The organism is Pseudoalteromonas sp. T1lg24, from assembly GCF_002964745.1.
Lineage (GTDB): Bacteria > Pseudomonadota > Gammaproteobacteria > Enterobacterales > Alteromonadaceae > Pseudoalteromonas > Pseudoalteromonas spongiae.
In genome coordinates this window covers 276,201-302,686 of the sequence record NZ_PQCB01000034.1, presented here as the reverse complement: position 1 = coordinate 302,686, position 26,486 = coordinate 276,201, and the positions used below count along the sequence as shown (strand labels likewise).

Here is a 26,486-nt window from a genome sequence, read left to right as displayed (position 1 = left end):
GCAGCTTATAACGCAACTAACTCATTTGAAGAACTTATTGCGCTGTTCAAGCCATGGGTTGTACGGTCGCCCTGGTGCACTTTGTTGATGGCGCAAAATTGTTTCACTGGTTTTGGCTTTTTCTTGCGAGAACGTCATTTTTGCTGATGGCCCACCCATCATTTTAATTTCTGTTTCACTTAAGCTGCGGCCAGCAAACAACGCTGCATTTAAATACCCTGGTTGGGCTGCCCATGTGCCATCAGTTAGTAATAAGAACTGCTCACCTAGCGCAAAGCGTTCGGTAATATTGCGCCCTGTTTTTTCACAGGCTAATTCGCCATTAATGTAAACCTTAAAGGTGCCATCAAATGGGGCACTATAAAATACCAGTGCAATTCTGTACCAAGTGTCAGGGAGCATTTCACCACAAAAGCCATCAAATCCAACACCGCCAGTTGTGCGCTCTCCTTCTATTGATTCAAAGCGGATTTCTGCCTTTTTTTCGTCTTCGATTTCGCTTTCATAATTGAGAGATGTTTGTAATAACGGACGGTATTTCGCCACACTTTCACTTGGCCACAATAAATCCATTACCAGTGAATAATCTGACACCAACCCTTGCTCGACAAAATCACCGTTGGCATCGACGTTATGGCGCACTTTTAAGCCTTCGTTTATTTTAAAGCGTGGGAATTTCATAACGGTTGCATCAAAACCAGAAAGACTTGGGATTGATTCTTCAAGTTGCGAAATTTTTTCGAAAATCACCTCATCGCTATAACTTTTACGATCAGGGTTAAACAACTTCATGGTCGATGGACCATAGTCCGCTAAAAATGGATCTTCGCTATTATCAAACTGCCAAAGCGTTATAAATTCATCTTCTTTACAGGCATTTAATTGTGTATCTGTGTCTAAGTGCAAACATTGGCCAGTGCGATAACGGCCATATTCTTCAATCACTCGCCAGCTATCATCTAGCGCAGTGGGATTTTCAAAGTTCACATCATTAAAAAACAAAGATGGATTTAATGCAGCACCTTTGTAAAGCGCTACCGTGTAGCTACTATCCGGATTAAATTGCTGCTCACCAAAGTATTGCCACTGGGGCTGCTGACCCACCATAGACTCTAAATCCGCACCTGACACTTCAACCGAGTAAACCGCATTAAAACCCAATGTATTCGAAGGCTGACGCTCAACCGGAAACGCATCATGCAACTCTTGCTGGGTTACTCCCCCAGCTTGCCAAGGATACAAGCTAAACGGGTCTGCCAAGTCATAAGCCCCCAACAAAACAGCATCTACTTTGTGAGTAAAAATCAGCGCATCGGCTAGTACTTTTTCAATATCATTGCGGTCGGGGTAATTTTCAGAAATCGCCACTTTATAGTTTGGATCTTCTAAATAGGTTTTAACGATTTCTGCTATTTTGTTATCAAGCGGTTCATGAAATGTATTGATATCTAAAGTATCAATTTGAATTTCATCATTTTCAAAGCGCACCGGGCGTGACGTTTTATCGAATAAGTTAAAGTCAATATCAATCACGGTTGCGCCCATGCCGTAAATATCGGGTTCAATCACAATCGATTGATTGTCGTTATACCTATGAATTTGCGGCTTATCATGGCTATGACCACCAAGAATTAAATTAATCTCAGGTACATTTTGCGCAATGCGATCATCCACCCAACCTAAATGGCTCACCATTACAAGATAATCAACTTGCTCACCATAAAAACGCACTAAACCTTCTGCGACTTCGGTAAACTCATAATCCATAACAAAGTTATCAATAAAGTCTGGTAGTGGGCGTTCTTTGTATTCTTTATCAAGCTCATTCCATGGACCTGAGGTCATACCCAAGAAGCCAACTTTGACACAACCAACATCAATAATGCCAAATTTATGTGTAGCAAAGCCTTGTGCTTTTTCACCAACATATTGCGTATTTGAAGCAAGTACCAGTGCGGTTTCATCTTGTGCATACGCTAATAATTCATCTTCTCCCCAAGCATAATCATGGTTCCCCACCACACGCACATCAAACTCCATAGCTTGTGTCGCCAGTGATGAGGCCCGACCCATAGATACTTGCTCGGCCACATTGCCTTTTTCATAATCATCGCCACCATTAGTAAAAACAGTGTAAGGGTTTTCTTCTAGTGAAGTTAAATGCAATGATTTCAAACGGCTGTATAAGCGCTCTTTATAGCCGAAGCGAGAATGCAAATCAGCAACATGCACAAAACGAATCGTTTGTTGTACAGCAGCTGTGTCACAAGCTGGTCCAATGGATTTAAAGGTAGAAACATTCGGTAATTTACGAATGCCGTATATACCTAAGTGATAAATTTCAGCGCTAATAAAATTACCTTCTATGCGCGAATTAAAATTAGGTACCCATGTATTGTTAACAAGTCTAGCCAGTACATATTGCTGATCCGCTTGATAATCACTTGGTAATGGAATTGACAGATCCGCTTTATCAAATAATGCGGTTTCAATTGGTGTTATCGAATACACTTTCGAAAGCGAATTTTGCGCATCGGGAAAGGCTTGCGATTGCCCTACATCAACTGACAGTGTCAAGCCATCGGCAACAGCGCCAACTTCTAGGTCTAAAGTGCCTGTGCCATCAAAGCGTATAACTCCCCCTTCACTGCCTACGGGTACCGGTGTTTGTGCCGCATCTTCACTAACTGATTTGCTGGTTTCGCCTTCACCTACACAACCCAACAACAGCAACGTGCTGAACACATATAGCAATACTCTGAAATACACTTCCTTGCCTCGCGTTTAAATTCGCATTTATGAAAATTAACAAATGGTTAATTTAACAACAATTATTGAAAATATTACATCATAGCTAATAATAAATTCCCAGATTTAAAGAATTAAATTATCTTAAAATGCAAAAAGCCGATGCTAAATAACATCGGCTTTTATAACCATCACACTCAATTACACAGCTAACTCGTTACACCGCTTGCTGAATAATCACTTGCTCAGCTTTTTTAGTATAGTGCGGCATTCTATGAAAATTTAAGTACCGGTATGTATCAGCAGCTGTTGCATTTATCATTGTCGCGTATTCTTGGTACTCAGCTGGCGTAGGTAATTTACCTATAATTGCAGCTACTGCAGCAAGTTCGGCAGATGCTAAAAATACATTTGCTCCCGTACCTAAGCGGTTAGGAAAGTTACGTGTAGAAGTAGACACCACGGTAGATTGGTCTGCAACTCGCGCTTGGTTACCCATACACAACGAGCACCCTGGCGTTTCAATACGCGCTCCTACACGACCATAAATGCCATAGTAGCCTTCGTCGGTAAGCTGATCACGGTCCATTTTGGTTGGTGGTGCAATCCACATTCGCGTTGGTAATTGGCCTTTAAAATTATCAAGTAACTTACCCGCAGCACGGAAATGGCCGATGTTTGTCATACACGAGCCTATAAACACTTCATTGATTTCTTCGCCTTGCACCTCTGATAGCAGGCGAGCATCATCTGGATCGTTTGGCGCACATAAAATTGGCTCGTTAATTTCTGCTAAATCAATCTCAATGATATGGGCGTACTCTGCGTCTGCATCCGCTGACATAAGTTCTGGATTTTCTAACCATTCTTGCATTTTGGTGATTCGGCGCTCAATAGTACGTACATCACCATAGCCTTCTGTGATCATCCACTTAAGCATAACAATATTCGAGTTTAAGTATTCTTCGATTGATTGCTGTGAGAGCTTCACGGTACAACCCGCCGCAGATCGCTCTGCTGATGCATCAGACAGTTCAAATGCCTGCTCAACGGTTAAATACTCCAGCCCTTCAATTTCCAAAATTCGCCCTGAGAACTCGTTAACTTTGCCTTTTTTCTCTACCGTTAATAAGCCTTGCTGAATTGCATAGTAAGGAATGGCATGTACTAGGTCGCGTAACGTAATGCCCGCTTGCATTTCACCTTTAAACCTTACTAATACTGACTCCGGCATATCGAGCGGCATCACTCCCGTTGCAGCGGCAAAAGCAACCGCACCAGAGCCTGCTGGGAAAGAAATACCCAGAGGAAAACGTGTATGTGAATCACCCCCCGTTCCCACGGTATCAGGCAACAGCATTCTGTTTAGCCATGAATGAATAATACCGTCACCGGGGCGAAGCGATACCCCTCCTCGATTCATAATGAAATCGGGTAATGTATGATGCGTATTTACATCAATTGGTTTTGGGTAGGCAGAAGTATGACAAAACGACTGCATGGTTAAATCTGCTGAAAAGCCTAAGCATGCTAAGTCTTTTAGTTCATCACGTGTCATTGGGCCTGTGGTGTCTTGTGAACCAACAGTCGTCATTTTCGGCTCACAGTACTGACCAGGGCGTACACCTTTAACGCCACACGCATTGCCCACCATTTTTTGCGCGAGCGTGTAGCCTTTGCCAGTATCGGCTGCAGCTGCCGGTTTACGAAATATTGTTTCTTGAGCAAGACCAAGTGATGTTCGTGCTTTATCGGTTAAACCACGGCCAATTATTAAAGGAATACGGCCGCCAGCTTGCACTTCGTCAAGGATCACCTCTGATTTAAGCTTAAAGTTGGAAATCACCTCATCGCTACCAAAGCGTTTAACAACGCCTTCATATGGGTAAATATCGATTTGGTCACCCATATTTAATTCATCAACGGGCAGTTCAATTGGTAATGCGCCCGAATCTTCCATGGTATTAAAGAAAATAGGGGCAATTTTTCCCCCTAAGCATACTCCTCCAACCCTTTTGTTAGGCACGAATGGAATGTCATCGCCCATAAACCAAAGCACTGAGTTAGTCGCGGATTTACGAGAAGACCCCGTACCTACCACATCACCTACATACGCAAGTGGTAAACCTTTTGCTTTTAACTCTTCAAGTTGAGAGATTGGACCAATCTCACCCGGCTTTTCTGGTTTTATACCTTCACGCTCGTTTTTAAGCATTGCGAGCGCATGTAGTGGAATATCTGGACGTGACCATGCATCTGGCGCTGGAGATAAATCATCAGTATTAGTTTCGCCTGTTACTTTGAACACAGTAACAGAGATTTTCTCGGCAACAGCGGGCTTGTCGGTGAACCACTCAGCATTTGCCCATGACTCAATCACTTGTTGCGCATATTTGTTACCCGCTTTTGCCTTTTCCTCTACATCGTAAAACGCATCAAACATTAGTAATGTTTTGGATAACCCTTTTGCCACAATAGGCGCTAACGCTTCATCGTCTAGTAATTCAATCATCGGGGCAATGTTGTAACCACCTAACATGGTGCCCAGTAGTTCAGCGGCATATTCTTTTGTTATCAATGGCGATGATGCTTCACCTTTCGCGACCGCAGCTAAGAAACCCGCTTTTACGTATGCCGCATCGTCAACACCTGGCGGTACACGATTAACGAGTAGATCTAAAATAAATTCATCTTCACCTGCCGGTGGGTTTTTAATTAATTCGATAAGTTCAGCGGTTTGCTGTGCATCTAACGGTTTTGGCACTATACCTTGGGCTGCACGCTGATCGACATGTAAACGATATTCTTGAAGCACAATAATACCTCCTTGGTGACGTGAAATACCTAACATGGCTTGAGTATTTGAACGACTTCAAACACTTTAATAAACTGTAGCACTTTAATTAAAAGCGTCAGGTATTGGTTAGTTATTCACCTTTAGTATAAGGGTTTTATATTACGATCCAAGGCCAGCATGTTTATGCTTATCATAAGTTGCATGAATAGAAAGGAGTTAAAAATTAACTTTTATGAATGATGAACGCCATTGCTGTTCAATTAAATTATATTCTTCAGAAGCATGTAAGCTCGCTAAGCTTTGCTGTAAACGCTCAACTAGCTGTTTATCAGATCCTTTACTAAGAGCAACATACAACTGAGGAGTACGCCCTAAATCAACAACAGGCACAAAATCGTTTAAATCAAATGCCATTTGCTTACTAAGCGCAATTAAATTGTTTTTCTGCAATACAATCGCATCTACACGCTGTTCTTTTAATGCGTTAATTGCTTCAGGCCAGTGCCTGACCTTCATTACGTTTTTTTCAGGCCACTGATAGCGTGCAACAATTTCATCCATAATGTAATCATCTCTTGCGACGACTAAGGTTAGAGTTTGCATTGACTGAGTCGTGACGTTTGCTTGTTCACGTGCTTTCAATTGCCATAGAAACAACGAACTTTTGCTTTGTAGCATTGAGCTATTTGGAAAAACCGGCCCAATCCACTCAAAACTACTTTCACGTTTTTGCGTTCGGCGCATTGAGTAAATTAATACGTTTTTTTCTGTGGTAGCAATATGATAAGCACGGGACCAAGGCAATACTAAATGCTCGGTGGATATTTGCTCTCGGCGCAATAACGCCTTAACAATATCGACAGCAACGCCATCGAGTTTTTCCCCTGACTTAACCTGATAAGGAGGAAAATGCTCTGTAACAACCATTTCAAGTTCAACAGCACATACGCGGGTAGCCACAAATACAACAATCAGTAATAAAAAGCTAACCCCTGTCCAACGTCGCCACATCGCATATTCAATAAAAGAAGACAATACTGTTAGTCTAGGTGAGTGCTAGCGTAAATAAAAGAAAGCCAAGTAATGGAAATAAATAAGCAATTATGCGATTAGGCATACGGTAAAGAAATGCTTTTTCCGGGTTAGCTGGGTCAACAAACAAATACACTGTTTGATTCTCATTAAGCGCATTTAAACAACTTTTATCATACTCCAAAATAACACTGTATTTTTCTTGTTCAAAACAATATTGCAGCATCATTTGTTTATCTTTAAAGCTATAAAATGGCATCAAATCTTGTAAGCCAACTAATGTGGCTTTTTCAATAGCGCAAGCACGCCAAGAGCGTTTTCGTTGGCGGCACAAAAAATAATATACCCAAGGCTCCAAGCCCCAAAGTAATATTAACCCGCCAACTAATAACAGCTCTAATTTCATGCCCATTCCCAACTTAGTTAGATAACTTATAAACGAGGTTAGCAGCCACAAGATCGCTAAGCGCCGTGCCCACCGATTTAAATAATGTGATGCTACTTTCTTGCTGTCTGCCTAAAACGCGTTTAGCACATAAGTCGGCTAATTCACCTTTTATTTGCTGTTGGCTAAACGCTCCTTCAGCTATCGGGATTAACAATTCGCCCGCTTCATTTAACACGTTTGTTAGGCCATCCACGTAAACCTCACTTTGTGTTACTGTTTGCGTATCACACTCTCGGCAATGTTTGTGATGGTTACCGATTAGGTCTATATGCGCACCAGCACTGACCCAGTTACCATCAAATAACGGCTCAGGTGAGCCAGTTGCACAACTAATTGTGCAAGCACTTGCAATCGTTTCTTTATCAGATTGCCCAGCAACAAATGCAACGTGACTAAATTCGCTTTGTAACTTGCTAATCAAGCTATCTAATTTGTCGCGATTACGGCCAATAATGGTCACTTTACGGTAATTACGAACTGACAAATGCGCTTTAATCATATAACTGGCAAGGTTACCGCTACCAAAAAACACCAAATGCTCTGCATCTTCACGTGCTAGATAGCGTGCCGCCAGTGCGGAAACCGCAGCAGTGCGCCAAAGCGTCACACTTGTGCCATCCACCAGCGCAAGCGGTACACCATGCGCTCGGTCAAACAGCATAATTTTTGAATATAAGGATTCAAAGCCCGCCTCGCCATTTTGCGGGAAATAAGTAAAGGATTTCACCCCAATCACCTCTTCATCCCAAGCAGGCAAAACAGCAAATGCATTATGTGAAGGATCACCCGGCTGTAATTCAAACACTTGTCGCTGTGGCATTAAAAAGTTGCGGCAAAACTCGTGTTAAGTGCATTAATTAAGGCATCAAACGAGAGGCTAGATAACACCTGTTCTTTTTCAATTATTTTCATGGCGTATCCACTTAACGTCTTTCAGGTAAAATCATTTGCTTAGGAGCATGAGTAAGCAGCTTGTAGCCATTTTCAGTAACCAAAATATCATCCTCTAAACGCACACCACCAAAGTTTGGAATATAAATTCCCGGTTCAACCGTAATGACATTACCGGCTTCAAGTTGATAGTCACAGTTAGGTTTAATAATCGGAAACTCATGTAAAAATAACCCTACGCCATGACCTAATCCTTCACCTGCATACTCAGCAAAACCGGCATTTACAATAACTCGATGACTTGCTTTTAAAGCATCAGTTGCCGCAGCACCTGCAACCACTTCAGCCATAGCTGCGGCCTGTGCATCTGCGACAGTTTGATAAACCAATTGTTGTTTTTCACAGGCTTCGCCATAAATATAACTGCGCGTCATATCAGAGCGATAACCATTAATTACAGCGCCAAAATCTAGGGTAATAAAATCACCAACAGCGAGTTTGCGATCACCCGGCATACCATGTGGCAAAGAGGTGCGCTCGCCAAATAACAAAATCGTGTCAAAACTCATGCCGTTTGAACCGAGCTTTTGCATGCGATATTCAAGCTCTAGTGCAATATCGCGCTCACTGGCTCCGGTTTTAAAGTAAGGCAAGGTTTCATTAAGTGCTTGGTCAGCAATCGCCGCTGCAAGCTCAATTTGCTTCACTTCCCAATCATCTTTAACTGCGCGCATACGCTCAACAACACCTTGTATTGGTGTTAATTGTGCAACTGACAACTCTGCATTTATTGCTTGCCAAGCCCCAACATTAATATGATCAGCTTCAAAACCTAACTTAGCATTTTTGTCGATAAGGCGATTAAAGCAATGGCCTAACGTTTCGTTATCACGGTCGCGACAAATTACTTCAAAGCCTTGGCTTTCATTTGTGGCTTGCTCTGCGTAACGGTAGTCAGTGACTAAATAACCACTATTTTGATTAATCACTAAATACGCGGCATGGCCGCTAAAACCAGATAAATAACGAATATTCTCGTAGCCAAAAATCAAAGCGCTATCGAGCTGTGAACTTGTTAATAAACTGCGAAACGTCGCTTGGCGCGATAAAAATGGGGTACTCATCGGAAAATAAATCCTGTGTTTAATGCATCGTTCTGATCAAAATAAAAAGTGTTTTTACCCACCACATTGGCGTTCCCACTCACTTCGGGGATCACCGCCATGTAATCACCATATTCTAGTGTATCAACTACCTTAACGCTGAACTGAGAGCCTAAAATACTTTCAATCACAATCTCTTGTTGTGCTTCAATTTCGTTTTTAGCAAAGTGAATCGCTGCTCGCCCCGCTACACCCGAACCTGTTGGGCTACGGTCTAACTCACCTTCAGCAAAAATACACACATTGCGGCTATGCGAATCTAGGTGTTCCATTTGGCTATGCGAAACAAAAATAGTGCCGTACAAAAAGCTTAAATCAGCTTCAAAAGGGTGGTTAATTTCGGTGCCGGCAATCACCGCCTGTTTAATACGCTTACCCCAATCAATAATTTGATTACTGTTATCTTGCTTAAGAGACAAACCAATGGTATCTGCATCTACATAGGCATAAAACGCGCCGCCGTAGGCTAAGTCAAAAGTCACAGTTCCTATGCCTTCAACTTCTATTTGCTGTGCTTTTAGCGCTAAGAATGAAGGCACATTTAAAAAGCGAATATCGCTAACTTCACCATTATTAACGGTTACCGATGAGCGAATTTGACCACAAGGCACATCAAAATTAATTTGATTAACGCCTTCTTTTTTGTGTATCACACCCGCTTCAATTGCCGCTTTAGATAGTGCAATAATGGCATGGCCACACATGGTGCTGTAGCCTTCGTTATGTAAAAACAGCACACCCAAGTCACTGGTATCGCGCTCGGGCTCAACAATCAATGCGCCATACATATCTGCATGACCACGCGGTTCGAACATCAAGCCTTTTCGTAAATCATCATGATTAGCTAAACAATCCTGACGTTTTGCTAAAATGGTGTCGCCTTTTAATGCAGGAAACCCCGATGTAATAATGCGTAACGGTTCACCACCTGTGTGCATTTCTAAAGTGGTAATTTGCTGCATTGCTTTGCTTGGTTGCCAATTTGCAAACGCATTTGTGTTCATATTTAGCTTTCTATATCGAAATCAATATTTGCATACAATATACCTTTGTAAATATTAAAATCAATATAAAGCCCTGCTTGGGTAAGTAGCTATTGTTTAAAAGGATTACTGAATGCTTTGTTTTTAATAAACTTTTCGTCAGTTAAAGTGTGTAAAAATGCCACTAAGTCTTGCTTTTCTTGTTCAGTTAACTGAAAACCTTTAATAAATGCACTTTTATATGGGTTTTCACGGCCATCACCGCGATGCTTGCCCGTTGTAATATTGCGGCCAGCATCGGCATAAAAATCAATTACTTGCTCTAACGTTTGTAAACTACCATCGTGCATATAAGGGGCTGTTAAGGCGATATTACGCAATGTTGGCGCTCTAAACTTACCCATATCTTGTGGCGTTTCTGTGATAGTAAATAATCCTTGATCGCTTTGTGGAAAAGCTCCTTTGCCATCAATATTATAAAGGCCTGTATTATGAAATGGATGACGGTCTAATTGCTGCTTTTGATGGGTCGTTGATTGCGTAAAGTTAAAGCCACCATGACAATGGTGACACTCTAAACGCTCTGAAAAAAACAAATCCATACCGCGTATTTCGCTTGCTGTCAGTGCATCATCCTGCATGGCGTAAGCATATTGATCAAAACGGCTTTGAAACGAAATCAAACTACGGGTAAAACTAGCAAGCGCTTTAACTATGTGATCGAAACTCGCTTCTTGTTTGCCAAAAGCGCGCTCAAATAATGCGTTGTACTCTGGCGTATTAAAGCGTGCTAATACCTCTTCTTCATGCCCTGTTACACCCATTTCAAGCGGTGCTTCTCCAAATAGCGGGAGCAAAATTTGCTGTTCCAACTCGGTCATTTCAGAGTGAGCCCAGGTCAGTGTTTTATTATAAGCAACATTCACTAAGGCCTGCGCATTACGGTGATGTAGCTCACCTGTCGAACCAATCGAAGTTGGGATCATTTCGGCAAATGCTCTATCTTGCTGATGACATGACGCACAGCTTTGCAACCCATTTGCTGACAAGTTTTTGTCGTAAAATAAATGGCGACCAAGTTCAACTTTGGCATCATTCATCGGATTCGTTGAAGGTACTTGAGGCTGCGGAAAGCCCTCAGGTAGTTGCCATTGATATGGCTTGCTTGGTTCGCTACAACCGACAAGTAATAGTGCCAACAATAGTAAAGAACGACGCATATTATTCCTGATAAAATATCTTAGTTGTTAAGTTGCTAAACAACTGCTGACAAATCTCGTTCGCTTGTTCACTCATACAAGAGCGAGAACGATCCACCTCAGAAAGTAAACGATCTAAATCTAAAATAACTGGTTTTTGCGCATCGAATTGGGCTAGTTCAAACCGATAACGGTTTGGGTAAGCACACGGTGCTGAAGGCGCCCGCAAACGCGATGCACTTTTACAGCCGGTACTGCCTAAATGGAAAGCAAACCCATTGTCGCCATCAAAGCGGAAAAATTTATGGCCTAACTGCCAACTCCAAAACATTTCACTAATGTGAAGTGGTGATGCCGCAGTAAGTGGATTAAGATGATTTTCATTAAACGGAACCGCCATCGAAAATGATAGCTTGTCCCCGTCTAAATCACCTGCCATAAGCTCAACTTGCCAACTGCTTTTCTCACAATTTGCACCAATTAAGGCAACGCTGTTTGATGAAAAATGACTGGGCTTAATTGAGATTGCCGTCTTTGATGCAAATTCTGAGACAAACCACATAAGCGTTTGCCGCTCATCACATGTGTGTTGAACGCCATGTTGTTTTACAACAAATTCAATTTTAGTCTTTGATGGTTTTTGACATGCAAACAAAAAACTCATTAACAAAAGTATACAAAATGACCGCAGCAAGGTGGTTTACTCTCTTGATTGATTAGTTACACTGTAATTAATACAGGAACAGGATCCTAACAAAGTTATGATGACTCAGAAACTTACACTGCTAACACTTGCTTTGGCAAGTAGCATTACTAGCCTCAGTGCGCTTGCCCACACCGAACATGACAAAGCACGTTTTGTAGCCACCAACGGAATGGATAAAGGTGACTGCAACAACCCCGTCAGGCCATGTAAATCCATCGCCTACGCTGTATCGCAAGCCAGTAAAGGGGACAAAGTATTGGTCGCCAGTGGTCAATACGAATTAAAAAATGAGTCTGAGCTTTTTTACTTACAAAGCGAGTTAGTGCCCGTGTTAGGTGGTTTTAACCGCTTTGATCACTTTCAAGTACAGAACCCAAATAGCAATAAAACACAAATTGTTGGTGCGCCACTCGCCTTGCATGACATGTTGCAAAAGGCTGGCTTTAATGTCATTGCAGACACTAAAAGCTTAACAATTTCAAAACAGTTAAAACAAAAACTAGCTCGTCACCAAGCGCTTTTTGAACAGCAAAGTAGCACAGCATGTGAAAATGGCCGTGCCGGTTCGTATTCCTGTAACAATGTAGATTTAGTCGCGCATGTGCCATTGCCAGCAAACACCTCAGGCAATGATATTTGGGGACATGTTGATTTAAATAATGGCATTGAATACGCCATTATGGGGTTCTCTGATGGCATTCGCGTATACAGTTTAGCGGACCCAACAAACCCAACATTAGTTGGTCATGTTGCTGGGGCAAATACGACGTGGCGCGATATAAAAGTACTGCAATACTTCGACAATACATTAAACGCCTATCAAGCGTACGCCTATGTAACAGCTGAAGCAAACACTGGCGTGCAGATTATTAATCTAAATAATTTACCTACATCGGTATCGCTTGCAGGCACAAATTTCACAGTAAATAGCGCACATAACGTGTATATCAGTAATGTTGATTACAGTTTAAATCTGCCGCTCAACGGCCAATCTGCAAAAATGCAAATTGTTGGTTCAAACAAATATGGCGGCTCGTTTACTACCTATGATTTAACAACGCCCAACAATCCCAGCAAAAGCTTTGATATTGGCTCAACATCACGCGCAAACTACACACATGACGCCACCAGCATGTCAATAAACGACACCCGTGCTACGCGAGATTGCGTTAATGCCACGAGCGGTGTGTGTGATGTGTTTATCGATTTTAACGAAAATGAAATTCGCATTTGGGATGCAACACAATCTGCTAATACCGAACGTTTAGGACAAGTAGGCTATGATGATGTCGATAGCAGCAGCCAGTATATTCACTCAGGTTGGTGGCACGAAAACAAACGCTACGTGTATGTGCATGATGAGTTTGATGAAAATAAAGGCGGTTTAAATACCACAGTTCGCATTCTAGATTTAGCCGATTTAACACAACCAACGATTGTTGGTAAATGGACCAGTAATAACCGCACCATAGACCACAACGGCTTTGTTAAAGGCAACCGTTATTACATGTCTAATTACGAGCGTGGTTTAACCATTTTAGATATTAGCGATCCAATCAACCCGCAAGAAGTCGGTTATTTCGATACTTTCCCAACATCAGATAATCCATCATTTAATGGTGCTTGGGGTACTTACCCTTACTTGCCTTCAGGTAATATTTTAATTAGTGATATCAATAGCGGCTTATACATTGTTAAAGATACCTCTCGCAATAACAGTGTTAACGTGGCGTTTGAAAGCACCGAATTAACTGCTGAGCGCGGTGATGAACTGCGCCTTGTCGTCACTAAGCCATCCGCAGTTAACGATGAAGCCAGCGTTGAATTTGAAATCATCAATGGTAGTGCACAACTCAATAGCGATATGAGCCAACGTAACAGCACGCAAGTGTTAACCTGGGCAGCCAACGATACCGCTCCTAAAGTGATTGGCATAGCGCTTACTGAAAACGGTGAAACATCACTTAAAGACTTTTATATTCGCTTACACAACGCATCAGGCAACCTTGAAATTGGCGACAATCGTATTATGAAAGTCACAATTAATGGCCTTGCCAGCCAAGGCAAGGTTGGTTTTGTTCAAACAAGCCACACCTTCTCTGAAAAAACAGGTGATGTAAATATTGAATTAAGCCGCATGGGTGGCAGCCGTGGTCAAATTACCTTTGACTACCAAGTTGAATACCTAACAGCGAGCAGTGACGATATTTCTTTTGAGAATGGCACAGTAACTTGGGCTGAAGGCGACACAGCTAATAAAACCATTTCATTTAGCATTACGGACGATCAAGAAATTGAAGATGCCGAACGCTTTATTATCAAACTTACTAATAATGATGACAGCTTGTTAAGCAATCAACAGGTTGAAATCACCATTTCAGATGATGACAGCAATAGCGCACCTGAGGTATACGCAGGTAACGATATCGAACTGGCAACAAATGCATCAACGGTTTTAAATGCAGCAACTGCCAGCGATGATCGCACTGAACAACTGACTTATCAGTGGCAACGAGTATCTGGTGTTGCAATTAATATCGCCAATGAAGACAGCTTAACGCCTAGCATTTCTGCCACTAGCGACGCTGGAACTGCCGTCATTTCATTTACTGCTACCGATGAACATGGCGCAAGCAGCAGTGATGAATTAACCATTACTGTTGTTGCACCGGTTGCTCCACCAGAGCCTGAAAAATCGAGTTCATCGAGCGGTAGTTTACCTATTTACTTATTACTTCTGATGTCGCTGTTAGCAATTCGTAGAAGGTAAAACTATTAGGTCTGTTGACTTAAAAAAGCGCCGATTGGCGCTTTTTTGTTTTACGTTGAGGTGTGTTTATTTTTTATTGCGATACAACAAGTAATAAGCGCAAGGTAATACCAACATACTCACCAGTGGGCTAATCACCATACCGCCAAGCATTGGCGCTGCAATTTTTTGCATCACCTCACTGCCCGTGCCGCCACCTAACATAATCGGTGTTAAACCAATTACGATCGTCAGTACCGTCATCGCTTTAGGGCGAACACGCTGTACCGAGCCCTGTTTAACCGCAGTTAAAATATCCTGATGTTGTTTTAGCGCCTGATTAAGATAGATCAGCATCACGACACCAAATTCAGCCGCAACCCCCGCAAGGGCAATCATACCTACCGCAACCGCAACGGATAACTGATAATCCAACAAGTAAACAAACCACAATGAACCCGCCAGTGCCACAGGTAGTGTTAACATCACTAATGTAGCCTGCAATGACGAGTTAAAGGCGAGGTAAAGAATAATAAAAATAATCGCCAAGGTGATTGGAATTAGTAATTCCAATTTACTGATAACTCGCTCCATATACTCGTACTGGCCTGAAAAACGAATGCTGTGTTTGGCTGGTAACACTAACGCATTATCCAGCGCCACCTTGGCAGCCGCAATATAATCACCAATAATCGTATCTGGCGCTAAATCGACAAATGTCCACGCAATAAAACGACCATTTTCGCTTTTAATCATTGCTGGGCCATCTTTAATTTCAATATCAGCAACCTGCTCTAGTGTGACCCATGCCCCCGTTGGTGATAAAAACGGTAATGTTTTTAGCTCTTCAATTTGGTCGCGGTAACGACGTGGGTAGCGCAAGTTAATTGGAAAGCGTTCTTTGCCTTGCACCGACTGGCCAATATTAGCGCCACCCAAAGCATACTTAACGAGATTTTGAATATCGGCAATATTCAAACCGTATTTGGCAGCATCTTTGCGTCTTGGTGAAATATCAATATAGCGCCCTGATTGCGCCCGCTCAGCATAAGCCGATAAGGTACCCGGAACATCCGCTAAAATACGCTCCACATCACGGCCTATTTGCTCAATTTGCGCTAAATCATCGCCCGAGATTTGAATGCCAACTGGCGTTTTAACACCAGTTGATAGCATATCAATACGGGTTTTAATCGGTTGCACCCAGGCATTGGCAAGTCCCGGAAAATTCACACTCGCTTGCAACTCAGCAATAATGGTTTCAAGGGTAACTCCTTCGCGCCATTCACTCTTTGGTTTTAACTGAATGGTGGTTTCAAGCATGGTGAGCGGCGCAGGGTCGGTTGCGGTTTCTGCACGGCCTACTTTACCAAATACACTAAGCACTTCTGGTTGAGTTTTAATTAAGCGGTCGGTTTGTTGCAGTATTTCACCCGCTTCCGCAATGGAAACTCCCGGCAGCGTGGTTGGCATATAGAGTAAATCACCCTCTTCTAGCTCAGGCATAAACTCACTGCCTAATTTAGAAAGCGGGTAATAACTTGATGCCGCAATCACAATAGCAACCAACAGCGTAAATTTAGGTACTTTTAAGCACAGGTCTAGAATCGGGCGGTAGATTGCTACTAACGCACGTGTTAGATAATTATTTTGCTCACTTGGTATATTGCCACGCACTAAATACCCCATTAGTACAGGCACTAAGGTCACGCTTAACAGTGCCGCAGCTGCCATTACAAAGGTTTTGGTATAGGCAAGCGGGCTAAATAATTTTCCTTCTTGTGCTTCAAGGGCAAACACTGGCATAAAGCTCACCGTAATTAAAATTAGCGAGAAGAAAAGCGCAGGCCCAACTTCCACAGCGGCTTTACTGACTAACTGCCAATGTGCTTTTCCCTTAGCGTTTTCGCCAGTTTCAGCGCGATAATGCTCAAGGTGTTTATGGCAGTTTTCTACCATCACAATTGCAGCATCAACTAACGCACCAATTGCAATCGCAATACCACCCAAACTCATAATATTGGCATTAATGCCCATTAAGCGCATTAGTATAAAGCCCGCTAATACCGCTAACGGTAAACAAATCACAGCCACTAGCGTTGAGCGTGCATGCATTAAAAATACTAAGCACACCAAAGCAACAACAATCATTTCTTCAATCAGTTTTGACTGTAAGTTTTCAACCGAGCGTTCAATTAAGTTTGAGCGATCGTAAACCGTTACAATCTCAACCCCTTCAGGTAGGCTCGGGGTAATTTGTGCAATTTTCGCTTTTACATTGGCAATGGTTGTTAGTGCATTTTCGCCATCGCGCATCACCACGATGCCACCAACCACTTCACCTTCACCGTTTAATTCGGCAATGCCTCGGCGCATTTGCGGACCCAAACGAATAGTCGCAACATGTTCTAGCAATAACGGGCTACCGTCGTCATTAATAATGCCTAAGGGAATGGCTTTAAACGCAGCTAAATCGGTTAAAAAGCCGCGACTGCGCACCATGTATTCGGCTTCAGCCATTTCAAGCACCGAGCCGCCCACCTCACTATTGGCATTTTCGATTGCTGACTTTACTTGTGTGAGTGTTACGCCGTACTGCATTAACCTCAGTGGCTCAACGACTACTTGATAACTTTGCACCATGCCGCCAACGGTAGCAATTTCACTTACCCCTGCCACTGACTGCAATTCGTACTTTAAAAACCAATCTTGCAAAGTACGTAGCTGGGCTAAGTTTTGCTGACCTGTTTTGTCAATTAAGGCATATTGATAAACCCAACCAACCCCTGATGCATCGGGCCCTAAGGTTGGCTTAGCATCACTTGGTAAATTAGCGGTAACTTGGTTTAGATATTCCAATACCCGCGAGCGCGCCCAATACAAGTCGGTATCGTCTTCAAAAATAATGTAGACGTAAGAGTCACCAAAAAAGCTAAAACCTCGCACCGTTTTTGTTTTTGGTACCGCCATTAAACTGGTTGATAACGGATATGTTACTTGCTCTTCAACTACTTCAGGTGCCTGCCCCGGAAAACTGGTTTTAACAATGACCTGCACATCAGAAAGATCAGGAATAGCATCAAGCGGTGTGTGCTTTACCGAGTAAACGCCCAATATCGCTAGCATGACAGCCAATAACAGTACCAATACTTTGTACTTTAAACTGGTTTGAATAATCCACTGCAACATAATCGCCTCCTAGTGTTGATGCGACTGCATTGCTTTGGCTGGTTTGCCATCTTGGCTCATTTTCAATATAGCCGAGCGAATATTCGATTCGCTGTCTATTAAGAATTGGCCAGAAGTTACCACTTGTTCACCTTGTGCTAGCCCTTGCATAATTTCAGCGCGGCCTTGGGTGATCATACCCACCATCACTTCACGGGAGACAAAGGTGCCATCGTGTTGTTCTACCACTACACGATTCTGCTTACCAGTGCGAATAAGCGCTTCAACGGGAATGTTAAGCACATCTTCTTTCGGGCCACCATAAATACGTACATTTGCTAGCATATCTGGCTTAAATGAACCGTTTCCATTATTTAAAGACAGTCTAACCTTCAATGTACGGGTTTTAGGATCAAGCGCTGGATAGATGTATTCAATCTTACCTTCAATGGCATAAACACCAATCGCAGGTAGGTCAAACTCAACCCACTTACCATTTTCAACCCAATCAATTTGATGCTCAAACACATCTGCCAACACCCAGACCTTTGAAAGATCCGCCAAGGTCATCAGCTTTACGGCTGGCTGCACATACATCCCCTCACGAATGCCCAGCTCAGAAACTATCGCATCATGTGGTGCGTAGTAAGGCACGCGAAACAATGACTCTTTAGTTTTCTCAACTTGGTCGATTAGTTTTTCAGACATACCTAATAAACGTAAACGTGTGCGGCCACGTTCTTTCAAGCCTTTATTGGTTGGATTTGTTTTAAGCAGGGATAAATAATCGTCTTGGGCAACAATTAATTCAGGCGCGTAAATTTCATAAAGTAACTCTCCTTTTTTTACGCGCGCACCTAAAGTTTTAACTTGTAGGTTTTCAACCCAGCCCGTTGCTCTTGGGTGAATATGGGTTAGGCCATTTTCGTCATACTCAACCTTGCCGAAGGTCTCAATAAAACGCCACAATGTAGAACGCTCAACGGGTGCTTTAGTTAACGCCATGCTCTGCTGAGTATGCCCTGATACTGAAATCGCCACTTCTTCACTACTTTCAGGTGCTGAAAGCTCCACTAAGTCCATACCACAAATTGGACATTTGCCTGGGTGATCTTTAACGATATGGCTGTGCATTGGACAGACGAATTTGGTGTTTTTGGCAGGTGATTGTGTCAATTCATTTACCAGATTAGGCGATGACACGTTTGCAAAACTCAGGCTTGCAAAAAGCGTTAAGCAAATAATTAATAAATTTTTCATAGATTTAGTTCTCAATTCAAATAAATAAGGTGTATTTGACGTTGGCAAATACGGCTTAAAACATTGAATTAAGCTATTGGCGGTATAATGCTAACTTGCAGTGGCGTTGGGTAGTTTGAAAGCCCAATGGTGAAATACGCGAGCTCTTTTGCTATTGGCTCTGAGAAGGCGAATGCCGAAAAGACACAACATGAGGTATGGCATTTTGCACTGCAATCATTACAGGTTTCGCAATCATGCTTAGCCATTTCTTGCTGCATTTGACTGTCATCACAACAACTGTGATTTGAACTTTCCATGCTTTTTTCTACTTGATGCATTTCAGCGCACGACATTTCCTCCCCTTGCATACTGTTTGCCGCAAGTGGATTTAGAAAAATACTGAAAATAAGCATTAAATATAAAATTCGCATAACGTAAAAAAGTATACGTGATTGTATAAAACTTAGCTAGCCCCAAGGCAAGCATCTGTTGTTACTACAACTTCGTTTTATAACGCAAATCAGTAGGTCCTAGATACTAAAGATCAATACCAAAACAATGCGCTCGAAATTAAAATACCGCTTTTAACATATTAATAACCATATAGATCAGCATATTTAACTAACATAGCCATCTAGATGTTATAAAATATACATACACTCATTTTTATCTTTGCAATTAAATTAAACGACTAATGGTAAAAAACCAAAAACATGCAATTCTGTACGCGTTATCAGCGGTCTTTTTATGGTCGACGGTAGCTACTGCATTTAAACTCGCATTGATGCAACTTACACCACTTCAGTTGGTGTTTTATGCCTCTGCATTTAGCTGGTTGTTTTTAGCTATATTTTTGCTTGTGAACGGTGACTACAAACACGTCAAAACGGCGTTTTTAACTAAACCTTTACTGTATTTAAAATTAGGTATACTTAATCCATTTTTGTATTACCTCATTCTGTTTAAAGCGTATGATTTACTACCCGCACAGCAAGCGCAGGCACTCAATTACACGTGGGCGATTGCACTAAGTTTGCTTGCAGTACCAATGCTCGGTCAACGCCTACGAAAAGTTGATATTGCCGCATTGCTTTTTGCCTATTTAGGTGTGCTGATTATTAGTACAAAAGGGCAATTTACTGAGCTTAATTTTGAAAGCCCGCTGGGTGTTGGGCTTGCTTTATTATCAACACTACTTTGGGCACTGTATTGGATTTTTAGTACCAAAAACACTGATAAACCAGTAATTAGTTTATTTATTTGTTTTTCTATCGGCTTACCATTTATTGCCTTAGTACTGACTTGGCAAAACGCTTGGCAAATTCCTACAGGCAAAGCTTGGCTAGCAGCAGCTTATGTTGGGTTATTTGAAATGGGTATTACATTTGTGCTGTGGTTAATGGCAATGAAAAAAGCTGAAAACACAGCGAGTGTTAGTAACTTAATTTTTATTTCGCCGTTTTTATCACTTATCTTTATCTACACCTTACTGGGAGAAGCAATTCATTCCACCACGATTATAGGTTTGGGTTTTATAGTGTGTGGTTTGGCAATACAAAAGTTAGTAAAAGCCAAACGCTAGCAGGTTAAACCACCAAAATTGCGCTACAGTTAGCGTTATCTATATTACTTGATTGATTTAAAACAGGGCTTTCATGCCTATTGTTGATATACTATAAAACTCTAAAAGTTTTAACTTGCTAACAAGGCAATGGAACGTTTTTCATTAATGTATGTACGATTTGTCTGAAATAAAACATTTTTACAGCTCTTTTCTTGGCCGCCTCTTTATCATTATTGTTGCGCTAATTTTTGTTTTAGCAACAACGCTTGTCGCTATGCATTATCAAAATCATTTGGCCAAAGTCGATGAGAAAATAAGAGCACACTCAGAATTCATTATGGATTCTTCAGTTACTCAGCTAGAACAACATTTAGTCGTGTTTACTATGGCTGAGAGATTGCTATCAGAGCTAAAGCAACCTTACAGTCAGCAAGCGCTGGCACAAATAAGCCAAGAAACGTTCGCCAACTTTCCTCGCTATTTGAATGTAAGTTACTTCCAACTTACTAATAATCAGCAGCTAACGGCGTTACACACAACCCGAAAAACCTCTGCTAAGCCTGCAACAAATTTATCTGAGCTTGGCATTAAGCAGGTTATTCAAAGTAATAAATTGCTGTTTAGTATTCCGTATTACGAAGCGAACGATGGCTCACTGCGCATGGCGATTAGCTATTTATCGCAGTTAAGCAATGCTCAACCTCCGCTTTTAATGGTGGCTGAGATAAATTTAAACTCACAATATAACCCTTGGCGTTACAATATTTTAGATAAAGGCATGGAGATATTGGTTACGCAAAAACCACGCATTAAAGATCAGTATTGGAGCCTTTACCACACAGCACCAAAGTCACTGCATGGTGATCTTGGTAAAGCCTACAACCAACCTATGCCACCTGCATTTGTTGCCTACGTAAATAAAAGCGTTCAAAAAGCCACTGGCCGCACAGTCGATAAGTACTTACAAAGTGACGGTGTGTCTATTTACACCAACCGCACCCGAGGTATTGCCAATGTAAGAGTTGGCATTTCCTACAATACGCATTTTAATACTTTTATTGCGGTTAGAGTGCCGTTAAAAACTATCTACAACGAAGTAAGCAACTTTGCCAGCTGGATTGGCGCGTTTGGTTTGCTTACTATTGTTGCCACTTTTTTTATTACGCGACACTTGTACCAACTTGATCTTGGCTACAAAAACAAACTGTATCAACAAGCCAACTTCGACAAACTCACCAAACTAGCGAACCGCTACTTCTTTGATAACACATTAGTTAATGAACAAATTCATAATCAAGGTCGCTACACCCTTTTGTGCATCGATCTAGACAACTTTAAACATATTAATGACCGATTTGGTCGCCACACTGGCGACAAAACCTTGCAACTAATTGCCGAACGCATATCGCAATCTTGCCCATCAAACGCTTTGCCGGTACGCACCGGTGGCGATGAATTTTTTGTTATTTTACAAACAGTTGATCGCAGTATAAGTAGCTCGTTAGCACGTAATATTTTAAACGTGATTGAGCAAACAATGATGCTCGATAATTTACAGCTTTCAATAACCGCAAGCATCGGCATTTACCATGCTGATGAACATATTGATCCACAAACCGCTGAAATTTATGCGGAAATAGCCATGTTCGAAGCTAAAAAGCTAAAAAATCGTTACTGTTTTTTTGATAAAGGCTTAGCAGAACAATTACATCAGCGCGTAGACATTGAAACTGAACTAAAACATGCGATTGAAAATAAAGAGCTTTATTTAACCTATCAGCCGCAAATTTGCTCTGCTCATGGCTCAGTTAAGGGTGTTGAAGTTCTGTTGCGCTGGCACAATAGAAAGCTCGGCTTAATTGCACCAGATAAATTTATTCCAATCGCAGAAGAAACAGGGCTAATTGCCGATATCGGGGAGTTTGTTATTCAACAAGCGCTTTACGACTATGCGCAAAATTTGAAATACACTGAAATCAGTTTATCAATAAATGTATCGGCGTATCAGCTAATGTACACACCGCTATTTGATATTCTTAAGCATCATGTCGAGCATTACCAAATCTCGCCAAATCGCGTGATTTTAGAAGTCACTGAATCTATTTTTATTGAAGATAAAGGCGCGGTGCAGGGCTTGTTTGAAAAACTAATGAGCTATGGCTTTTTAATTTCACTCGATGATTTTGGTACAGGTTATTCATCACTTTCTCAAATGCGAGACTACCCAATTCACGAGTTAAAAATCGATCGCAGCTTTATCACTCATATCCATGAAAAAGATCAAGATGCGGCACTATTGCATCAGATTGTTTCCATTGCCAAATGCCACGATATTGTCACCGTAGCAGAAGGCATTGAAGTTACAGCCCAACATGAAATAGTGCGCACCTTAGGCATAGACATAGAACAAGGCTATTTGTATGCCAAACCGTTAGAAATCGATGCGCTAAAAGCGTATTTAGCTGCTAACACGCTAACCCAAAAGGCCTGCTGTTAACGACGCTTTTTCGGCACCCAAGCCCAACGCATTTCGCAATGTATTGGGCTATCACCACTTTCATCAGAAAGGACTACAGGCACAATTAAGTCCCCTTTCTCATCACTGCTGATTGCTGTGATCACTTGAGATGATAGCTGCGCTGTTGCCATTATATCACCTTGCATGCGCTTATTGTATTCTAGCGTCATTGATTTCAGTAACGGTAAGTGGCTATCAGGCACATTCATACCAAACACTATGCCCGACGCTGATTCAGCAGCTAATGCTGCACCAACCGCATGAATACCACCAATATGGTTTTGTACTCGCTTTTTATTTGCAAGTTTAACCACTACTTTGTCATTACTAATCGATAAAACCCGTAGTTTTGCAGTGCCCGCAAATTTAACCTGACTGGTAAATAACTTAGTCAGTAAAAATTCATGGGTCGACTTTGGCAGTTTATAGATTTTATTAACAAGCTTGCTTAATTTATTTGCCATACTATTTTTTCAACTCAACTGGTTTGACCACCCAGATTACCGCAACCAAACTCAAACAGCAAAATATCAAATAGCTAAATACTATTTCACTGACAATCCAATAAGTTGCATAGTGTGCTTTTAACTTTTTGACGTAAGCATTATGACCCTAGAAACGCTACTTGAACAACTTAAGACTTCTCCTGAAAGTGTTACTTTTCAACAGGTAATGGCTGTGATTGAGGAAACATACAACTATACAGCGCAGCACTTTACCAATGGCTAGCTCACCAATAACGCTGGTGAAAATGCGGGTAGTTGCAAAATTTTCAGCTTTGCAAAGCTTAGCAACTTAAATGAAGAGCAAACGCTAAACTGCTTTGGCGATTACTACCGAGTAGATGTGTTACAACACCCAGATGGTGACGATCACCAAAATATTCGCAACTTTATAAATACAGGTTGGGCGGGTGTGAACTTCGCTAAAAATGCGCTTGAAGTAAAATAACCGCATAAAAAAACCAGCAAAATGCTGGTTTTTTATTAACTAATCTTAGTGATCAGAACGGAATATCATCATCAAAATCAATTGGTGGTTCCATTGGGTTTGATGCGCCGCCTTGTGGTGCATTTTGCTTAGGTGCAAAGCCGCCTGATTGCTGCTGTGGCGCAAAACCACCAGATTGTTGCTGACCACCTTGCTGTGGTGCAAAACCGCCAGACTGTTGTGCTGGCGCTGATTGCTGCTGTGCCGGTTGCTGGTTAAAGCCACCTTGTTGCTGTTGACCACCTTGGTTAAAACCTTGTGATTGTTGTGGTGCAAAACCTGATTGCTGTTGATTCTGCTGTTGGAAACCACCACCAGAATTGCTACCCGCGTTATCACCGCGGCCACCTAGCATTTGCATTTGACCGGTAAAGCCATCAACTACAATTTCAGTTGTATACTTTTCTTGGCCTTGCTGATCTTGCCACTTACGCGTTTGTAATTTACCTTCAACGTAAATTTGTGAGCCTTTACGGCAATATTCACCAACAACTTCAGCTAACTTGCCAAAAAACACCACACGGTGCCATTCGGTTTTATCGACTAACTGACCCGTGTTTTTATCTTTATAACTGTCAGACGTTGCAAGTGTGATATTGGCAACTGCGTTACCGTTTGGCATATATCTCACTTCTGGATCCTGGCCTAAATTACCAACTAGGATCACTTTGTTAATACCACGAGCCATGGTCTGTCTCCTTTAATTAAACTATACCTGCAACCGCTTTCGCTTGTTGCAAATCGAATTCTGATTCTTTTACTTTTAAGTATGTACGATTTTCTTCAAGTACTACGGTGGTTTCTAATACACCCGGTAAATCAGCAAGGTCATTTGCTAACTTTTCGGCTGCTTTTTCAGGGTCAAAATTTTCTTTCTCCCCTTGTAATTCAGTGAGTAAGCTTATCAGCTTACTTTTTGGTGGTACTTCCATTCCCCACGCTATAGCAAACCATATTACCCCAACCAAGGTTGCTGCGGCAAATACTGTCTGAGCATCGCTTACTTGCGCGAAATACCCACCAATAATACCGCCTAAAAACGCGCCTAAAAACTGGGTAGAACTAAAAGCCCCCATTGCTGATCCCTTTTGGCCTGCAGGAGAAATGCGCGCAACCAATGCCGGCATTGTGGCTTCTAAAAAGTTAAACGCTATAAAATAAATAAGCATGCACACGCCAATAATAAGTGCGCTTGAACCAAACAAACTTAAGCTCATTAAACTTGCGACAATCAGTGCGATTGACACTAAAAAAGCCATTTTTTCTTTTTGTTTTTTAATCGCAATAATCATCATTGGCACCATAAATACAAACGCCAATAATAAAACCGGAATATAAAGCTTCCAGTGCATTTCTGCGGCTAACCCATCTTTAATAAGTTCAGCCGGCAGCGCAACAAATACCGCCGTTAAAGTTAAGTGAAGTAACATCACACCTAAATTTAAACGCACTAATTGCGGGTGTTTCACTAGGTTTTTTATATCGTTCAAAGAGGCTGATGTATCGCCTTTTGGTGCACGGTTTACCGCGGTTGGTACCACAGTTAATACTATAAAAATACCCAACACAGCCAAACATGCCGTCAGCCAAAATATGCCACTCACGCCAAACGACGCCGCAATCATTGGGCCTAGCAACATGGCTGCAGCAAAGCTAAGACCAATACACATACCAATAACAGCCATTACTTTAGGACGTTGCTCATCACGGCTTAAATCGGCCGCTAGCGCCAATACAGCGGCGGCAATTGCGCCCATTCCCTGTAATGCACGCCCAAGGGTTACGGTGTAAATTGATTCGGCCATAGCCGCTATTATCGAGCCAATCGCAAACATAATTAAGCCCGCTACAATCACCCGTTTACGGCCAAACTTATCTGATAACCAGCCCATAGGAATTTGTAAAAGCGCTTGTGTTAAGCCATATGCGCCTATCGCAATACCAATCCATAAAGGCGAAAACCCTTCTAATTCAGTACCGTAGATTGCAAGCACAGGCATAAGCATAAATAAGCCAAGCATGCGAAATGCAAATACGCATGCAAGCGACACCGCTGTGCGTTTTTCAAGAGCATTTAATGAAGAAGCTGACATTAACGAATTAGCAAATAATGATTAGAAAATTAAGGCGGCAAGTTTACCATAAACCTTATTGGTTATTCTAACCCGTATTTGGTTAAAAGTGTTTCTCGCTTCAGGTACTCGACTAATTCCGCTACTTAAGGTGATCCAAGCAGGTAATTTCTGCTTAGATAAACTATTACCCATTAAAATTTGCGCCTACCAAGC

The 26,486-nt window shown here is 41.8% G+C and carries 17 protein-coding genes and 2 pseudogenes; 4 read left to right on the top strand and 15 right to left on the bottom strand.

Going from position 1 to position 26,486, the window contains the following annotated elements:
* Positions 1 to 21: 21 nt before the first annotated feature.
* The 9 genes and pseudogenes from C2M30_RS20850 to C2M30_RS20810 form a co-directional block, all read right to left on the bottom strand.
* A complete protein-coding gene (locus C2M30_RS20850; RefSeq protein WP_105173187.1) occupies positions 22 to 2,769 on the bottom strand; it encodes a metallophosphoesterase in 2,748 nt (915 codons plus the stop codon).
* 196 nt (positions 2,770 to 2,965) lie between these two features.
* Entirely contained in the window at positions 2,966 to 5,563 is a 2,598-nt protein-coding gene (gene acnB, locus C2M30_RS20845; protein ID WP_105173256.1) for a bifunctional aconitate hydratase 2/2-methylisocitrate dehydratase, read from the bottom strand.
* Between the two features lie 198 nt (positions 5,564 to 5,761).
* Positions 5,762 to 6,556, bottom strand: coding sequence for a substrate-binding periplasmic protein (locus C2M30_RS20840; RefSeq protein WP_105173186.1), 795 nt, complete (start codon positions 6,554 to 6,556; stop codon positions 5,762 to 5,764).
* Positions 6,557 to 6,590: 34 nt separating this feature from the next.
* Complete coding sequence (locus C2M30_RS20835; protein WP_105173185.1) at positions 6,591 to 6,983, bottom strand: DUF3592 domain-containing protein; 393 nt, start codon at positions 6,981 to 6,983, stop codon at positions 6,591 to 6,593.
* Between the two features lie 13 nt (positions 6,984 to 6,996).
* Positions 6,997 to 7,937 (bottom strand): annotated as a pseudogene (locus C2M30_RS20830) (ornithine cyclodeaminase family protein).
* An 11-nt stretch (positions 7,938 to 7,948) separates the two neighbouring features.
* Positions 7,949 to 9,040: a M24 family metallopeptidase gene (locus C2M30_RS20825; RefSeq protein WP_105173184.1), complete on the bottom strand. Its 1,092-nt coding sequence runs from the start codon at positions 9,038 to 9,040 to the stop codon at positions 7,949 to 7,951.
* The gene (locus tag C2M30_RS20820) at positions 9,037 to 10,083 is read right to left on the bottom strand and encodes a proline racemase family protein (protein ID WP_105173183.1); all 1,047 of its coding nucleotides are present in this window, start codon (positions 10,081 to 10,083) and stop codon (positions 9,037 to 9,039) included. The genes C2M30_RS20825 and C2M30_RS20820 overlap by 4 nt, the downstream gene beginning before the upstream one ends.
* Before the next feature lie 89 nt (positions 10,084 to 10,172).
* Positions 10,173 to 11,282: a methanobactin export MATE transporter MbnM gene (locus C2M30_RS20815; RefSeq protein ID WP_105173182.1), complete on the bottom strand. Its 1,110-nt coding sequence runs from the start codon at positions 11,280 to 11,282 to the stop codon at positions 10,173 to 10,175.
* A 1-nt stretch (position 11,283) separates the two neighbouring features.
* A complete protein-coding gene (locus C2M30_RS20810) occupies positions 11,284 to 11,823 on the bottom strand; it encodes an MbnP family protein (protein ID WP_158683612.1) in 540 nt (179 codons plus the stop codon).
* Positions 11,824 to 12,022: 199 nt separating this feature from the next.
* On the opposite strand from C2M30_RS20810, the gene C2M30_RS20805 reads away from it, so the two are divergent.
* On the top strand, positions 12,023 to 14,737 hold the full coding sequence (locus C2M30_RS20805; protein WP_105173180.1) for a choice-of-anchor B family protein: 2,715 nt from the start codon (positions 12,023 to 12,025) through the stop codon (positions 14,735 to 14,737).
* A gap of 66 nt (positions 14,738 to 14,803) precedes the next feature.
* Here C2M30_RS20805 and C2M30_RS20800 read toward each other — a convergent pair whose 3' ends face one another.
* From C2M30_RS20800 to C2M30_RS20790, 3 genes are all read right to left on the bottom strand, one after another.
* Positions 14,804 to 17,905, bottom strand: a complete 3,102-nt coding sequence (locus C2M30_RS20800) for an efflux RND transporter permease subunit (protein WP_105173179.1) — start codon at positions 17,903 to 17,905, stop codon at positions 14,804 to 14,806.
* A 9-nt stretch (positions 17,906 to 17,914) separates the two neighbouring features.
* Positions 17,915 to 19,144, bottom strand: a complete 1,230-nt coding sequence (locus tag C2M30_RS20795; protein ID WP_105173178.1) for an efflux RND transporter periplasmic adaptor subunit — start codon at positions 19,142 to 19,144, stop codon at positions 17,915 to 17,917.
* Between the two features lie 68 nt (positions 19,145 to 19,212).
* On the bottom strand, positions 19,213 to 19,479 hold the full coding sequence (locus tag C2M30_RS20790) for a hypothetical protein (protein WP_158683611.1): 267 nt from the start codon (positions 19,477 to 19,479) through the stop codon (positions 19,213 to 19,215).
* Between the two features lie 341 nt (positions 19,480 to 19,820).
* Between C2M30_RS20790 and C2M30_RS20785 the strand changes: the two genes are divergently transcribed.
* Positions 19,821 to 20,708 carry a DMT family transporter gene (locus C2M30_RS20785; protein WP_105173176.1) on the top strand — a complete coding sequence of 296 codons (888 nt, stop codon included), beginning with the start codon at positions 19,821 to 19,823 and terminating at the stop codon, positions 20,706 to 20,708.
* 319 nt (positions 20,709 to 21,027) lie between these two features.
* On the top strand, positions 21,028 to 23,187 hold the full coding sequence (locus C2M30_RS20780) for a putative bifunctional diguanylate cyclase/phosphodiesterase (RefSeq protein WP_158683610.1): 2,160 nt from the start codon (positions 21,028 to 21,030) through the stop codon (positions 23,185 to 23,187).
* Here C2M30_RS20780 and C2M30_RS20775 read toward each other — a convergent pair.
* Positions 23,184 to 23,672 carry a DUF4442 domain-containing protein gene (locus C2M30_RS20775; protein WP_105173174.1) on the bottom strand — a complete coding sequence of 163 codons (489 nt, stop codon included), beginning with the start codon at positions 23,670 to 23,672 and terminating at the stop codon, positions 23,184 to 23,186. The two genes, C2M30_RS20780 and C2M30_RS20775, sit on opposite strands and share 4 nt — an antisense overlap.
* A 142-nt stretch (positions 23,673 to 23,814) precedes the next feature.
* On the opposite strand from C2M30_RS20775, the pseudogene C2M30_RS20770 reads away from it, so the two are divergent.
* Positions 23,815 to 24,159, top strand: a pseudogene (locus C2M30_RS20770) (HopJ type III effector protein).
* A 52-nt stretch (positions 24,160 to 24,211) separates the two neighbouring features.
* Here C2M30_RS20770 and ssb read toward each other — a convergent pair.
* Both ssb and C2M30_RS20760 read right to left on the bottom strand, forming a co-directional pair.
* Positions 24,212 to 24,886: a single-stranded DNA-binding protein gene (gene ssb, locus C2M30_RS20765; RefSeq protein ID WP_100914306.1), complete on the bottom strand. Its 675-nt coding sequence runs from the start codon at positions 24,884 to 24,886 to the stop codon at positions 24,212 to 24,214.
* Between the two features lie 16 nt (positions 24,887 to 24,902).
* The gene (locus C2M30_RS20760; protein ID WP_105173173.1) at positions 24,903 to 26,291 is read right to left on the bottom strand and encodes an MFS transporter; all 1,389 of its coding nucleotides are present in this window, start codon (positions 26,289 to 26,291) and stop codon (positions 24,903 to 24,905) included.
* Positions 26,292 to 26,486: the final 195 nt, after the last annotated feature.

What these genes read in the sequence shown, in the direction of transcription:
- C2M30_RS20840 (WP_105173186.1), bottom strand. Translation starts at nt 6,556, where the DNA reads ATGTGGCGACGTTGGACAGGGGTTAGCTTTTTATTACTGATTGTTGTA.
- C2M30_RS20835 (WP_105173185.1), bottom strand. Translation starts at nt 6,983, where the DNA reads ATGAAATTAGAGCTGTTATTAGTTGGCGGGTTAATATTACTTTGGGGC.
- C2M30_RS20825 (WP_105173184.1), bottom strand. Translation starts at nt 9,040, where the DNA reads ATGAGTACCCCATTTTTATCGCGCCAAGCGACGTTTCGCAGTTTATTA.
- C2M30_RS20820 (WP_105173183.1), bottom strand. Translation starts at nt 10,083, where the DNA reads ATGAACACAAATGCGTTTGCAAATTGGCAACCAAGCAAAGCAATGCAG.
- C2M30_RS20815 (WP_105173182.1), bottom strand. Translation starts at nt 11,282, where the DNA reads ATGCGTCGTTCTTTACTATTGTTGGCACTATTACTTGTCGGTTGTAGC.
- C2M30_RS20810 (WP_158683612.1), bottom strand. Translation starts at nt 11,823, where the DNA reads ATGTGGTTTGTCTCAGAATTTGCATCAAAGACGGCAATCTCAATTAAG.
- C2M30_RS20805 (WP_105173180.1), top strand. Translation starts at nt 12,023, where the DNA reads ATGATGACTCAGAAACTTACACTGCTAACACTTGCTTTGGCAAGTAGC.
- C2M30_RS20800 (WP_105173179.1), bottom strand. Translation starts at nt 17,905, where the DNA reads ATGTTGCAGTGGATTATTCAAACCAGTTTAAAGTACAAAGTATTGGTA.
- C2M30_RS20795 (WP_105173178.1), bottom strand. Translation starts at nt 19,144, where the DNA reads ATGAAAAATTTATTAATTATTTGCTTAACGCTTTTTGCAAGCCTGAGT.
- C2M30_RS20790 (WP_158683611.1), bottom strand. Translation starts at nt 19,479, where the DNA reads ATGTCGTGCGCTGAAATGCATCAAGTAGAAAAAAGCATGGAAAGTTCA.
- C2M30_RS20785 (WP_105173176.1), top strand. Translation starts at nt 19,821, where the DNA reads ATGGTAAAAAACCAAAAACATGCAATTCTGTACGCGTTATCAGCGGTC.
- C2M30_RS20780 (WP_158683610.1), top strand. Translation starts at nt 21,028, where the DNA reads ATGGATTCTTCAGTTACTCAGCTAGAACAACATTTAGTCGTGTTTACT.
- C2M30_RS20775 (WP_105173174.1), bottom strand. Translation starts at nt 23,672, where the DNA reads ATGGCAAATAAATTAAGCAAGCTTGTTAATAAAATCTATAAACTGCCA.
- ssb (WP_100914306.1), bottom strand. Translation starts at nt 24,886, where the DNA reads ATGGCTCGTGGTATTAACAAAGTGATCCTAGTTGGTAATTTAGGCCAG.
- C2M30_RS20760 (WP_105173173.1), bottom strand. Translation starts at nt 26,291, where the DNA reads ATGTCAGCTTCTTCATTAAATGCTCTTGAAAAACGCACAGCGGTGTCG.